Genomic DNA, 13,225 nt, shown 5'->3' with positions numbered 1-13,225 from the left:
AAAGGTACATATTTTCTCTATTTTCTCCCTTATCTTCCCCCTGCCTCCTGTCCTTTTGAACACAAAAAAGACCATAACAACAGATGGGCAACACAAATAAAAAAAGCCCTTCCTTCGGATGGTCCTTAGACCTCCTTCGCTTTAGTCGACGAAGTTAGCTGACGGGTAGGATGGCGAAAGAGTGTACTCTCATCCCTCCTTACAAGTAAGGATTAACCCCAATTGATTGGTTCCTCCGTTTCCGGATGCATCCGGAATTAGACCGATTTTGTAGTTGTTTGTTGTTTCACGTAACTTATTATAGGAGCATTATTGTGAAAAGAAAAATCACAAATCCAAGCAGATAAAGTCCCATTCGGGCTTAAACTTACTAATAAAATGGCAAGGAAGCCTTCGTTCATAAAAAGGCTTCTTTTTTCTTGTCCTAACTCTGTTTTTCGCTCTTGATTAACGTTAGTGAAGAAGAATCATAGTGTTTGTTACGTTCTTCATAGATGGTAATAAAAAGTTGGTCGTCCTATTCTTCAAAGACATCTACAATAATTTTTCGCTCATTAAACTGGGTATTCCTTCTAAAATAAAAACGGAGGCGACATGCGCGTCTCCGTTTTGTGTGCGTGTGTTCGGGACAACATACATATTGAATTCAATAAACCCATATGGTAAAATGGCAAGTGGCCATTAGATAACTAATTTTATCATTTTATAAAATCTCAATAATACATTATCACATAAATATGGGTTTGTCAAACCTTTTTGGTCATAAAAAACTCAGGAATAGGAGCGGCACGATGAGCGTAGAGAAAAATTGGCAGGAAGAACAGCAGCGAGTAAATTATGTTGTCGATGAAATTAGTAAACGCATCAGTGTTCTTCAACAGCATGTAGGAGAAAAGAAAGCTGATATCGTGGATATCCGCAAAAACTTCTGGGAAGATGTGACCGTCAATTTCGAAGACTCGGTTGAAGCGGCGGAAACATATGCAAGCATCAAGCAGCAGGCAGAAGTGCTGTCGGAAAGAGAACGTACCTATCGGCATGCCCAGGACCAGCTCATAAAGCTAAAACGGCTTAAACAGTCGCCCTATTTTGGGAGAATCGATTTCGCGGAAGACGGGGAGAATGAAGCCGAACCGATTTATCTCGGTATCGCTTCCTTCCTGGATGAAACCGAAGAACGATTCCTTGTCTACGATTGGCGTGCGCCGGTGTCCAGTCTGTACTATGACTACCCTCCAGGACCCGTAACATACAAGACACCCGGCGGCATAATTTCCGGCAGGATGGATTTAAAGAGGCAGTATATGATCCGCGACGGACTTATCCGCAGCATGTTCGATACAGGCGTCACAATAGGTGACGAATTATTACAGGAGGTGCTTGGCAAACAGGCGGACGCACAAATGAAGAGCATTGTAGCCACGATTCAGAAAGAGCAAAACCTGATTATCCGAAATGAACGCAGCTCATTACTCGTTGTGCAGGGAGCGGCTGGCAGCGGTAAAACGTCAGCGGCCCTCCAGAGGGTAGCCTATCTGCTTTACAGGTACCGGGAAACACTCCGTGCGGAGCAAATTATTTTATTTTCTCCTAACCCCATGTTCAACAGCTATGTGTCCACCGTCCTTCCCGAGCTAGGAGAGGAGAACATGCAGCAGACGACGTTTCAGGAATATTTGCAGCACCGGCTTGGCAGGTCGTTTCGTCTTGAAGATCCGTTCGCCCAATTGGAATATGCGCTTACGGCCGTAAATGAATCTGGTTATGAGGCACGTATGGATGGAGTGAGGTATAAAGCTTCCACTGATTTTATACAGGTGATTGAGCAGTACGTCTCCTACCTCGGAAAAGAAGGCCTGGTCTTCAAAGATCTGAAATTCCGTGATGAGGTACTAATTTCTGCGGAACGCATCCGGGAACAATTTTATAATACCCTTGATTCCTCTCTGCGGATTCCCAACCGCATGAAGCTCATCTCAGATTGGCTGCGTAAGGAATTGAAAGAACAGGCGCGGCTCGAGATGACGAAACCGTGGGTCGAAGAGGAAATCGAATTGCTCGATAAAGAAGCATACGTGTGGGCGTACCGGGAGCTTCGGCGAAAAAAACGATTCACGGAGCATACGTTCAATGACTTCGATAGCGAACAGGAACTGCTTGCCAAGAAGGTTGTCCAAGGCCACTTCAAGCCGCTGCGTTCACTTGTGAAGCAGCTTCATTTCGTTGATATTCCAGCGGTTTACCGGCAGTTATTTGCCAGCCCGCAGCACATCTTCGAATTCGCTCCCGATGCCGTTGTGCCCGAATATTGGGCGACGGTCTGCGCACAGACTGTGGAAAGGGTGGACCGTTCTGAACTGGCTTACGAAGATGCAACGCCTTACCTGTATTTGCAAGAGAGGTTGGAAGGATTTCACACGAATAATTCCATCCGGCATGTATTCATCGATGAGGCGCAGGACTATTCTCCATTCCAGATCGCCTTTATAAAGCGGCTGTTTCCACGCGGCAAAATGACGTTGCTTGGCGACTTGAATCAAGCTATATACACCCACACCGCAAGCTTAGAGCTGCTGTACTCACTCTATGGGACGGATCAAATCGAGACGTTCGTACTAACTCGCAGCTATCGTTCCACACGACAAATCGTTGAATTCACACGCGAATTGATCACCGGGGGAGAAGCGATTGAACCGTTCCACCGCGAAGGCAGTAAACCAACAGTAACGAGGGCAGTCGATGCGGAGGAGCTTGCTGCGAAGGTCGCCGGACGTATCCGTGAACTCCGGGGCGCAGGGCATCAGACGATTGCTGTCATTTGCAAAACTGCCCGGGAAAGCCAGGAAGCGTATGAGTCACTGCAAGGTGGCGTACCGGTTCGTCTGATTAGGAAAGAGACGTCTTCTTTCGAGGGCGGCATACTGGTCATCCCTGCATATCTTGCTAAAGGCATCGAATTCGACGCCGTCATCATTTACAACGGTTCGCAGGAGCAGTACGGAAAAGAAAGCGAACGCAAGTTGTTCTACACCGCCTGCACCCGGGCGATGCACGAATTGCACGTGTACTTCATCGGGGAGATGAGTTCATTTATTTCTGCCGTCTCCCCTGACACATATATTTCTGAAAACTGACGTTCTCCAAACATAGCAACAGTAAAAAGAAAAAAAGACGTTGACGGAAAGAGCCGTCAGCGTCTTTTTTTTCAAAGAACTCAATCCAATGAGCTCTTTTCATTTTCTCGTTTTTTCATCGCTTTTGTTAAAAATCCACCTTTAAGAGGGAAAGGGATATCTTTTCTTTACGTCATTTCTTTATAAGTAAGCAGAGGTAATGGTAAAATAAGTACTAACATTTGTCAATGAGATTTTAAACATTTAGCCCAGCCGTCAGCATTTGTCCATCTTTGTTCCGGCATTCGTCAATCCGTTGGGGATGGGTATAGACATTGCAAGAACCATCGCGGATAAAACCTACTGTAGTAATTCCAAGGTCCTCTGCTAACTCTAAAGCTAAGGCAGTAGGAGCTGATTTGGATAGAATAATTTCACACCCAATTTTTGCTACTTTCAATAAAATTTCAGATGAAATTCTCCCGCTAAAAACGACAATTTTGTCTGTAATCGTAATAGAATTCTTTAAACAGTAGCCATATATTTTATCTAGAGCATTATGCCGGCCAATATCCATTCTAGAGAGAAGGATGCTGTGCTGATTACACAAAGCTGCGTTATGAACACCACCAGTAATAGAAAAAATGGCGGCTTTAGACTGCATTTCGTTGATAAGGCGAAAACAATCATCAAATGATAACGTAACATGAATCCCATCTATCCGTTTTGCTGTTCGTGCATCATTTAAAAAAACAAATCCTGCACGGCTATTTCCACAGCAAGAGGTAATATAGCGTTTATTATGAAGTTGTTGATAAAGAGGGTTCATCTTTTTTGTTTTAACATGAACAAATCCCTCATTTTTTTGAACCCATATATCCTCAATATCCTCAAATCTAGAAATAACGCCTTCTGAGGCCATAAATCCAATCGCCATGTCTTCGATATACTCAGGTGTACAAACTAAGGTGGCAAATTCCTCTTCGTTGATTTTTATAGTTACCGGATGTTCAGTTACTATGGTGTCCTCTTTTTCAAAAAGTGCCTTCCGTTCATAGTGAACAATTTTTCTTTTTTTTGTAATGGGTTGTTCCATTTTCTTTCCTCCTCACAAAATAGGTTTCTCAAAAATAAAAACAGAGACAGCCATATCTTCTTCCACTTTGATATCCGAAAATAAATGGAGTAGTTTAGAACCCACAAGTTCTTCTAACCCATCTGGAACGCGTTGTTTATATAATTCTTGAATCATACGGGTTCTTGCGTTATGCACCATTTGGACGCCTTCCGGTGTTTTGGCAATGAATTTCTCAGTCGGGGTGAAGTTTCCATACATTTTAGTTATTGCCATATTTTCAACAAAATCAGTATGGATTCTTTCGGGTCCTTTTCCGAAAATTTCCTTCCTAACTTTTCGAATAATATCGTTGAATGCAGTTTCTTTTTTAGACATCGTCTATTCCCTCCATGTCTACTTGACAGTTTCATTCTTGTCTTTTTGCTTGAGACGAGTATAATTGTTTTTGGACAAAAAATCGACACAAATGGATTTCTTAATAAAATGGTTTGTTAAGATTCTATTTATTTTTTATGGAGGAATGACCGATTAGTAGGCCTATGCTAATGGATTAATCCACCACAATCAACACCTCAAGGGTGTTTCTGTTGTGGTGGATTTTTTATTCCGAGACAAAAAGGAGAAATCATGATGAACCAAGAAACTATAAAAATCTCGTTGAATGGAAAAGAGTATGAAGTCAAGCCCGGCACGCCCCTTTTAGAATCAATTAATCAGGCAGGTCTTGAACTTCCTCAAATTTGTTATGTTCCTGAAGTAGACCCTATTCAGACCTGCGATACGTGTATCGTTGAAGTGGATGGTAAGCTAATGCGAGCTTGTTCCACCATTGCAATGGATGGAATGAACGTGACCTTATCATCAGATCGTGCAAAATCGGCACAGACAGAAGCCATGGATCGATTGTTAGAAAATCACATGCTATATTGTACGGTCTGTGATAACAATAATGGAAATTGTACCTTACACAATACGGTCAAAATGATGGGAATTGAACATCAAAAATATCCCTATCAGCCCAAGGTAGATCCAACCGAAGTAGATATGTCACACCCGTTTTACCGTTATGATCCGAACCAATGCCTTGCCTGTGGTCAATGTGTAGAGGTTTGTCAGAACCTTCAAGTAAATGAAACTTTATCTATCGATTGGGAGGCGGATCGTCCCCGGGTCCTGTGGGATAATGGAACCTCTATCAACGATTCCTCCTGTGTGAGTTGCGGACAATGTGTTACTGTATGTCCATGTAATGCTTTAATGGAAAAGTCCATGGTTGGGGAAGCTGGATTTATGACCAAAATGGAAAAAAATGTCCTGGATCCTATGATCAATTTGGTAAAAGAAGTCGAACCGGGTTACAGCGGCATCTTAGCTGTCTCCGAAGTGGAAGCTGCGATGCGTGAGACAAGAATAAAGAAAACCAAAACGGTTTGTACGTTTTGTGGCGTAGGATGTTCCTTTGAAGTATGGACAAAAGGCCGTAAAATTCTTAAGGTTCAACCGAAATCTGATGCTCCCGTAAACGCTATTTCGACTTGTGTAAAAGGTAAGTTCGGCTGGGATTTTGTGAACAGTGAAAAACGTATTACAAAACCTCTCATTCGCAAAGGTGATGAATTTGTTGAGTCCACTTGGGATGAAGCATTAACTCTTGTTGCAAATAAATTAGGTACCATTAAAGAACAGCATGGTGGAAATGCTCTTGGATTTATTTCCTCTTCTAAAACAACAAACGAAGAAAACTACTTGATGCAGAAGTTAGCAAGACAAGTATTTGAAACAAATAACATCGATAACTGTTCTCGTTATTGCCAATCCCCTGCTACAGATGGTTTATTCCGAACGGTTGGTATGGGCGGAGATGCTGGAACGATTAAGGATATTGCGGCGGCAGGTCTTGTGATTATTGTTGGAGCAAATCCAGCAGAAGGGCATCCTGTTTTAGCGACCCGTGTAAAACGGGCACATAAACTTCATGGACAGAAATTAATCGTAGCCGACCTTCGGAAAAACGAAATGGCCGAACGCTCTGATATCTTTATCAGTCCAAAACAAGGGACAGACCAAGTATGGCTCATGGCAGTTACCAAATACATCATTGACCAAGGCTGGCATGATCAAAAATTTATTGATGAAAATGTTCACTTCTTTGATGAGTTTAAAACGGTTTTAGAAAAATACACCTTAGAGTATGCACAAGAAGTAACAGGAATTTCAAAAGAACAATTAATTAACATCGCAAAAATGATTCACGAAGCAGATGGAACGTGCATTCTTTGGGGCATGGGCGTCACCCAAAATACGGGAGGTAGCGATACATCTGCTGCGATTTCAAATCTTCTTCTTGCGACAGGTAACTATCGTCGCCCTGGAGCAGGCGCATACCCTCTTCGCGGACACAACAACGTACAAGGTGCGTGTGATATGGGTACACTACCTGGCTGGCTTCCAGGCTATCAACATATTACAGATGACGCGGCACGGGCTAAGTTCGAAAAAGCATATGGAATTAATATTGACGGAAAACCAGGAAAAGATAACATTCAAATGCTTCATGCGATTGAACAGGGTGAAATTAAAGGAATGTATTTAATGGGAGAAGATATGGTGCTTGTAGATGCCAATTCCAATCATGTCCATGACGTTCTCTCAAAACTAGATTTCTTTGTTGTCCAAGATATCTTTTTATCAAAAACAGCTCAGTATGCGGATGTGATTTTACCAGCCACACCAAGTCTTGAAAAAGATGGAACCTTTACAAATACAGAACGCCGTGTGCAAAGATTGTATCAAGCCTTAGAACCACTAGGGGATTCCAAACCTGACTGGGAAATTATTCAAGCAATTGCTAACCGCTTAGGTGCAAACTGGAACTATCAACATCCAAGTGAAATTATGGGTGAAATGGCAAGTTTATCTCCGTTATTTGCAGGCGTTTCTTATGAAGCAATTGAAGGTTGGAACAGTTTTCTTTGGGGGAGCAACGAAGGAAAAAGTACGCCACTTCTCTATGTGGATGGTTTTAATTTCCCTGATAAAAAAGCTCGTTTTGCTCTGTCAGATTGGGTTGAGCCAGCGAAATTCCCAGAAGAGTATGATCTGCATATTAACAATGGCCGTCTTCTTGAACATTTCCATGAAGGGAATTTGACCAGTAAATCAGCAGGTATTCAATTAAAAGTACCTGGTGTCTTTGTTGAAGTTTCACCAGATCTTGCAGTGGAACGCGGAATTAAGGATGGTTCTCTGGTACGCCTCGTTTCTCCTTATGGTGCGGTTAAACTGCCTGTGCTTGTGACGGATCGTGTAAAAGCAAATGAATTGTATCTGCCAATGAATTCAACCGATTATGAAAGTGCTGTTAATTTCCTTACAGGAACTGCCGTTGATCAACGCACAAATACTCCGGCGTATAAACAAACAAAAGTTCGGATGGAAGTATTGAGTATTGAAGGAGAAACTCCGTTACCAAGTACGAATCCGCGTTTTAAAAAGCGAATTGCTCAAAATGGAGTAGAAGTTCACCGTAAGTGGAACCGTCCAGGTTATGTATCTCTCGTGGATCAGGAATAGGAGATGTGAGTTATGGCAAAACCTATCAGTATGATTAAAAATCGTGAATGGAATGAAGAAGAAAAAAAGCAGTATTCTTTAACTCATCTAACAAACGGATTGGCTGAAAATGAAGAAGCGATTCAGAAGACTATAGCTATCGTTCGGGAACTGCATGAAAGTGGAATTCTTGATGCGGCTGAGTCCATGTTGAAAGCAAAGGTAAGTATCTTAGAAATAATTCTAGGCCAGGTTGAACGAAAAGAAGTCACATCCATGATCAATAATCTCATGGCTGCAGCGGGTATTCTCACTGCAATTGACCCGGAACAAACAAAAAAATTGTTAACGTCTGTAACAAGTGGACTTGAAGAAGCGAAACAAAAGCAAGATGAAAAAGTTAGGATGTTTGACTTAATTAAAGCGCTAAAAGACCCGGATATGAATCGGGCAATAGGTTTTGGTCTTCGTTTTCTAAGAGGACTTGGGAAAGGCCTAAAAGAATAATCTGTTAGTCAGAAGGTGGGTTTTAACCTGCCTTCTCCTATTTGGAGGAACATATGTTGAAAGAATCAATGACCAAGTTTTTTCAATGGATTTTAAATTTTTCCTTAATCGTACTGGGGATTGTACTGGCTATTTTTATGGTTCGTGAAATTTGGATTATCCTTCAATACTCTATTGAGCCTACTTTAGATGTTCGAAATATATTACAGGATATTTTGATGTTTTTCTTGTTTTTTGCCTTTCTTTCAACGATTGTAACGTACTTTAAAGAAAATTATCATTTCCCCATCCGGTATCTGCTATATATCGGAATTACAGCTACCATTCGCTTTATCATTGTTAATCGTGATAATCCAACTGGAAATTTAATTTTATCCATCGTGATTTTAGTGTTGATGATTAGTTATTCCTTAAAAATTCGTTCGCCGAGAAAATGAAGGAAAATGACATGTCATGCTGTCGTTTTGGCCCTTGTCCCTCTGTTTTGCAGATAGACGTGGAAAAACCATTCTCCAATTCCAATTACAATCGTAGAAATAAGGATAGCGGTCATCGGGATAAAAACGGCAAGCAAATACGAGAGAAACCATATAATCAAAAAAGTAAGCCCCATATCGGCCGCAGAGGCGATGGGATTACCGGTGGTAGGCAGAATAAACAGATCGCCCAGTAAATAAGCAAGTACAGTTACAGCTACGCTCATTGTAAAAACAGTTCCAAAAGTAACGGTATAAAAAAGTCCAAGGATAATATACAGAATAGCCATAGTCATGACAAACTTAATTAATAATGGGGTCCCATGTTTCATCAACGCATCGTCCTTTCCTGCCCAATTTAAACATTTATAGATTTTCCCGGGTTGTATTTTTTATGCGGGAACACTCTCGTCCTTCGTTGTTAATCATGTTTAAAAAACTTCTTCGAGGGGATGACTAAGATTGGGTACATGGAAAGGAGTTGAGATAAGTATGAAGAAATGGACAATTTATATAATGACAGCAATTATGGCTTTCTCAGTTTTTACTGGATGTGGGAATATGAATAAGGGTGGCAACAATACGAAAACACAATCCACTCAAGGTGGCAAAGGCGGCCGGGGAAAGCAAGGCCAATCGACTCAGGGCAATCAAGGAAATCAGTCCAACCGGGGTCAGTCCGGCCAGTCAGGAAAATAAATACAAACAGTAAAAGGAACATCCCAAGTGATGGGGATGTTCCTTTTTTAGTGCTGCTTGTTAATCGAGAAAATCAGGATGTTCTCTAACGATGCGATGATATAACGGTTGAAAATGAAACCAGCCGATCGTATGGGCTCCAACCTGATCGCGTGTTTTCGCTGCATGGTGTTCATCAATCGGAATCGGATTGCCGACCATCTCCGCCAACAATTGGGACTGGCAGGACCGCACCTAACGTCCATTATTTGCAGCCGCTAATTTTTTAATTCTACCGCATATTCTCTACAGACTGCGTGTTTATAAATTTGGTTTAGATAGAGCAAGCTAAGTGACGTGCTTCACGTTGAAATTACAGCAAGGAGAGATGGATGTGCAAATCGAAAAGGTCGAAACTTTCCCTTTATTGTATAAGCTGAGCAAACCGTATGGAGACGCAAATGGATTTAAAAAATATCGAACTTGTTTTCTGCTTCGTATTACCACGAAGTCGGGCATAGAAGGGTGGGGAGAGTGTATCGACTGGCTGCCCACGTTGGATAAAGGATTTCACGACAGGATTATCCCCTTTCTTATTGGAAAACAGGCGACCGATAGAACGAAGCTCGTTAAAATTATAAAAAAGTGGCATCAGCGGGCAGCTGCGGGAGTCAGTATGGCGTTAACAGAAATCGTAGCCAAAAAAGCCAGGTTATCCATTTGTGACTTATGGGGTGGGAAGTGGCATGATACCATTCCGGTCTATGCTTCTTTCCAATCGTACTCTGACGAGGTGAACTGGCAGGAGAACTCCTTGCGCCTGATTGAAAAATTTATTTCTGAAGGTTTTTCACAGGTGAAATTAAAAATCGGCGGAAAGACGATTCAGGAAGACCAGCAGCATATTAATACCGTCCAGGCATACTTCCAGGGGAAAATCTCAATGGCATTGGATGCGAATCAAAGTTATGACGTGGCAGCTGCACGGCAGTGGCAGCCGCTGTTTGCTGAGTGGGACAATCTTGCGTGGTTTGAGGAACCGATGCCGATGAGTCGAACGGAGGAATATAAGTTTTTACGACAAACGCTGTCGGTCCCGATTGCCGGTGGGGAGAATCTAAGCAGCGCAGAGCAATTTCTGCCCATGTTCATGGAAAACGCCATTGATATTGTTCAGCCGGACACCATGCATCAAGACGGAATTGATGGATACCGTGAATCTCTGCAGTTAGCCCGCCAATTTGGTCTGCGGGTCTCACCTCACGCCTTTGACGGTGGATTAACCCGATTGTATGCTTTGTTTGCTCAGGCCTGTCTAGTACCGTGGAGCAAAATGGAAGGGGAACCGATAGAGCCGGTTGAATGGGATGTCATGGAAAATCCTTTTACGAATATCATCTCGATCAGGCCTTCCAACGGACAGGTAAAAGTACCTTCCGGCGTCGGTCTGGGAGTGGATATAGATTTGGACATGATGGAAGCATTCCGTTGGAATGGAATGACTTATATATAGGAATGACATATGTATAGGAAGAAACTTGTCGCAACTTTTCATAAGGGAAAAGGGTGCTGACGCACCCTTTTCTTATCCATGATATTCGTTTGTTACTGAACGCGTCCGGCTAATGCTTGCTCACCGAATTGAACCAGGCGCTTCGTAATTTCTCCTCCGACAGAACCGTTTGCACGAGAGGTAGTGTCAGCTCCCAGATTCACACCGAATTCGCTGGCAATTTCATACTTAAGTTGATCGATTGCCTGGTTCGCTTGAGATACAAGAAGTTGGTTTCTGTTTCCGCCTTGAGCCATTGTGTTACCTCCTATTTTTTATTCAAGGTTTTCAACCTTGTGATATTATTTTTTCTAAATCCCTTCGAGTTATGACTGGTATTTAAAGTTAATGATTTATTTACCAGCAATGTAGGAACTTTATGTTTCTTGCAAATGATTTTTTACAACACGTGTCACTTTTGGGCACCTCGCATACGTTGTAATGTGCGTAGAGGAGGGAAACAAATGAGCAATTACGTGAACACAGTTCTGTTTGAACATCGGTTCTGCCGATTTTAGGGGATCACAGCCGGTTTATTTATACAACACTTGCTCCTGGAGAACAGGAAGAAATTTTTTCGGGCAGGCGCTTTTATTCAGGAATTCGACCAGCTATTGACACAATCACGTCGCTCGATCCAGGGAGCCGAACTTGCAACGTTAACGCAGGAGGAAATGAAGCTTACGGATCAACTGCTGGGCATATTATCTCCGCTGTTTCACGACCATATGTTTAGAGAAGAGTGTTATTATTTATTAAAGCTGTCGGAAGTTTCGGATGTATGGTTTTTTATTACCTGAGGTAACTAATGGCAAGGCCATGCGTCCAATAACTATGGAAGGTAGGGGAAGGATTCTACCATTTTTCAATTTAGAAGGGAGAGAGAAAATGATAGGGAGAAAGCTTGCCTTGCTGATTGTGGTGATGCTGATGGCAATCGGGACAAGTCTGGCAGCGCTGGCGGAAACGAATGGTCCGAAGATTAAGCTTGGGGATGATTTGCTGCTAAGTAAGTACAGCCAGTTAATAAACGGAAAAAAAATCGGCCTGATTACAAATCAAACCGGGGTGAACAGCGAAGGAAAAAGCACGATTGATGTGCTGGCCGATTATAAAGAAACTACACTTACTGCACTGTATGGACCGGAACATGGAATTGACGGAAAAGCAAGCGCCGGAACCTATGTTAAATCGTATACGCATCCCACGCTGGGCATTCCGGTATATAGCCTGTACGGGGACACAAGAATGCCAACCGCTGATATGCTGCGCAATGTGGATGTGCTTGTTTTTGATATTCAGGATATTGGGGCGCGTTCGTATACATATATGTCCACGCTGAACTACTGCATGAAAGCTGCGAAAAACTATAGCAAGCCGATGATTGTGCTTGACCGCCCGAATCCGCTCGGGGGCAATACGGTGGATGGCCCGGTTCTCGAAGATACTTACAAATCGTTTGTCGGTGTCGATAATTTACCGATGACGCATGGGATGACGGCAGGTGAACTTGCCCGGTTCTTTAACCGGAATATCGGAGCTAAGCTTACCGTTGTTCCGATGGAGGGGTATACAAGGGATATGGTATGGCAGGATACCGGGTTAAAATGGATTCAGAGTTCTCCGTTTATCCCTGATTTGAACGCTGTTTTTGGATACTCGGCGACAGGTCTCGGAGAAGGAACTGGAATTTACCAGGAGGATACATTTACATGGATTGGCGGTAAAGGGATTAACTCGAATAAATATGCCGCACTTCTCAACCATGCAAAATTGCCGGGGGTTACCTTTATTCCAAAATCTCGCGGGTCAGCAGGTGGAGTCCGGATAAACATAACCAACTTTCATACGTTTAATCCCGCAAAAACGGGGATTTATGCGCTCGTATATGCCCATTCTCTCAGCCATTTCAAGGTGCCGAAAAGCGGAAAAACGAGCAGCAGCATTGTAATGTTCGATAAAATCATGGGCACAAATAAAATGGGACAGTACCTGCAACAGGGACTGACACCCCAGCAAATAGAAGCAAAGTATGCCGCCGGCCTTCAGAAGTTTAAACAAGAGCGGCAGAAATATCTCCTGTATGGAAATTTCCGCTGAGTAAAAGGAGGGCAATCAGCTCTCCTTTTACTATACCCTTTATACAAAATCTTTTATGCAAAATAATTCGCGTCAAGCGAAACCGAATAGCCACGGTTGATCATTGGTACTCCCTGATACATTTCGGTGAAAAAGAAACTTATCTCGTTTGGCTGATGAGAGTCCCTTT

The 13,225-nt window shown here is 42.6% G+C and carries 12 protein-coding genes, 1 pseudogene and 1 riboswitch; of the genes and pseudogenes, 8 read left to right on the top strand and 5 right to left on the bottom strand.

Going from position 1 to position 13,225, the window contains the following annotated elements:
* Positions 1-128: 128 nt before the first annotated feature.
* A riboswitch (cyclic di-AMP (ydaO/yuaA leader) is annotated at positions 129-274 on the bottom strand.
* A 517-nt stretch (positions 275-791) separates the two neighbouring features.
* Positions 792-3,134, top strand: coding sequence for an RNA polymerase recycling motor HelD (helD, locus tag H525_RS0115900; RefSeq protein WP_027416987.1), 2,343 nt, complete (start codon positions 792-794; stop codon positions 3,132-3,134).
* A 235-nt stretch (positions 3,135-3,369) separates the two neighbouring features.
* Here helD and fdhD read toward each other — a convergent pair whose 3' ends face one another.
* Positions 3,370-4,209 (bottom strand): formate dehydrogenase accessory sulfurtransferase FdhD, encoded by an 840-nt coding sequence (gene fdhD, locus H525_RS24420; RefSeq protein ID WP_051331093.1) that lies wholly within the window; start codon positions 4,207-4,209, stop codon positions 3,370-3,372.
* A 12-nt stretch (positions 4,210-4,221) separates the two neighbouring features.
* Positions 4,222-4,566, bottom strand: a complete 345-nt coding sequence (locus tag H525_RS0115890; protein ID WP_027416986.1) for a Na-translocating system protein MpsC family protein — start codon at positions 4,564-4,566, stop codon at positions 4,222-4,224.
* A gap of 255 nt (positions 4,567-4,821) precedes the next feature.
* On the opposite strand from H525_RS0115890, the gene fdhF reads away from it, so the two are divergent.
* The 3 genes from fdhF to H525_RS0115875 are packed head-to-tail and all read left to right on the top strand — an operon-like array spanning position 4,822 to position 8,687.
* Positions 4,822-7,764, top strand: a complete 2,943-nt coding sequence (fdhF, locus tag H525_RS0115885; RefSeq protein WP_027416985.1) for a formate dehydrogenase subunit alpha — start codon at positions 4,822-4,824, stop codon at positions 7,762-7,764.
* 12 nt (positions 7,765-7,776) lie between these two features.
* Positions 7,777-8,250, top strand: a complete 474-nt coding sequence (locus tag H525_RS0115880) for a helical membrane plugin domain-containing protein (RefSeq protein ID WP_027416984.1) — start codon at positions 7,777-7,779, stop codon at positions 8,248-8,250.
* A gap of 53 nt (positions 8,251-8,303) precedes the next feature.
* Positions 8,304-8,687 (top strand): phosphate-starvation-inducible protein PsiE, encoded by a 384-nt coding sequence (locus tag H525_RS0115875; protein ID WP_027416983.1) that lies wholly within the window; start codon positions 8,304-8,306, stop codon positions 8,685-8,687.
* A gap of 14 nt (positions 8,688-8,701) precedes the next feature.
* On the opposite strand, the gene H525_RS0115870 is transcribed toward H525_RS0115875, so the two are convergent.
* The gene (locus tag H525_RS0115870; protein WP_027416982.1) at positions 8,702-9,058 is read right to left on the bottom strand and encodes a DUF2512 family protein; all 357 of its coding nucleotides are present in this window, start codon (positions 9,056-9,058) and stop codon (positions 8,702-8,704) included.
* 239 nt (positions 9,059-9,297) lie between these two features.
* Between H525_RS0115870 and H525_RS27475 the strand changes: the two genes are divergently transcribed.
* On the top strand, positions 9,298-9,438 hold the full coding sequence (locus H525_RS27475) for a hypothetical protein (protein WP_155837352.1): 141 nt from the start codon (positions 9,298-9,300) through the stop codon (positions 9,436-9,438).
* Positions 9,439-9,485: 47 nt separating this feature from the next.
* Here H525_RS27475 and H525_RS27470 read toward each other — a convergent pair whose 3' ends face one another.
* Positions 9,486-9,659, bottom strand: a complete 174-nt coding sequence (locus H525_RS27470; RefSeq protein ID WP_155837350.1) for a class II aldolase/adducin head domain-containing protein — start codon at positions 9,657-9,659, stop codon at positions 9,486-9,488.
* 139 nt (positions 9,660-9,798) lie between these two features.
* Between H525_RS27470 and H525_RS0115855 the strand changes: the two genes are divergently transcribed.
* On the top strand, positions 9,799-10,917 hold the full coding sequence (locus H525_RS0115855) for a mandelate racemase/muconate lactonizing enzyme family protein (protein ID WP_027416980.1): 1,119 nt from the start codon (positions 9,799-9,801) through the stop codon (positions 10,915-10,917).
* A gap of 92 nt (positions 10,918-11,009) precedes the next feature.
* Here the strand turns inward: H525_RS0115855 and H525_RS0115850 are convergent, their stop codons facing one another.
* Positions 11,010-11,213 (bottom strand): alpha/beta-type small acid-soluble spore protein, encoded by a 204-nt coding sequence (locus H525_RS0115850; RefSeq protein WP_027416979.1) that lies wholly within the window; start codon positions 11,211-11,213, stop codon positions 11,010-11,012.
* A 414-nt stretch (positions 11,214-11,627) separates the two neighbouring features.
* Between H525_RS0115850 and H525_RS27465 the strand changes: the two are divergent.
* Positions 11,628-11,756 (top strand): annotated as a pseudogene (locus H525_RS27465) (DUF2935 domain-containing protein); the annotation flags it as partial.
* Positions 11,757-11,844: 88 nt separating this feature from the next.
* A complete protein-coding gene (locus H525_RS24415) occupies positions 11,845-13,056 on the top strand; it encodes a DUF1343 domain-containing protein (RefSeq protein WP_035101584.1) in 1,212 nt (403 codons plus the stop codon).
* Positions 13,057-13,225 lie beyond the last annotated feature (169 nt).

Origin of the sequence: Aneurinibacillus terranovensis DSM 18919 (genome assembly GCF_000430625.1) — a bacterium.
In the GTDB taxonomy this organism is placed as follows: domain Bacteria; phylum Bacillota; class Bacilli; order Aneurinibacillales; family Aneurinibacillaceae; genus Aneurinibacillus_B; species Aneurinibacillus_B terranovensis.
This window is presented reverse-complemented; position numbering and strand designations above follow the sequence as displayed.

What these genes read in the sequence shown, in the direction of transcription:
- H525_RS0115870 (WP_027416982.1), bottom strand. Translation starts at nt 9,058, where the DNA reads ATGAAACATGGGACCCCATTATTAATTAAGTTTGTCATGACTATGGCT.
- helD (WP_027416987.1), top strand. Translation starts at nt 792, where the DNA reads ATGAGCGTAGAGAAAAATTGGCAGGAAGAACAGCAGCGAGTAAATTAT.
- H525_RS0115880 (WP_027416984.1), top strand. Translation starts at nt 7,777, where the DNA reads ATGGCAAAACCTATCAGTATGATTAAAAATCGTGAATGGAATGAAGAA.
- H525_RS0115890 (WP_027416986.1), bottom strand. Translation starts at nt 4,566, where the DNA reads ATGTCTAAAAAAGAAACTGCATTCAACGATATTATTCGAAAAGTTAGG.
- H525_RS0115875 (WP_027416983.1), top strand. Translation starts at nt 8,304, where the DNA reads ATGTTGAAAGAATCAATGACCAAGTTTTTTCAATGGATTTTAAATTTT.
- H525_RS0115850 (WP_027416979.1), bottom strand. Translation starts at nt 11,213, where the DNA reads ATGGCTCAAGGCGGAAACAGAAACCAACTTCTTGTATCTCAAGCGAAC.
- fdhD (WP_051331093.1), bottom strand. Translation starts at nt 4,209, where the DNA reads ATGGAACAACCCATTACAAAAAAAAGAAAAATTGTTCACTATGAACGG.
- H525_RS24415 (WP_035101584.1), top strand. Translation starts at nt 11,845, where the DNA reads ATGATAGGGAGAAAGCTTGCCTTGCTGATTGTGGTGATGCTGATGGCA.
- fdhF (WP_027416985.1), top strand. Translation starts at nt 4,822, where the DNA reads ATGAACCAAGAAACTATAAAAATCTCGTTGAATGGAAAAGAGTATGAA.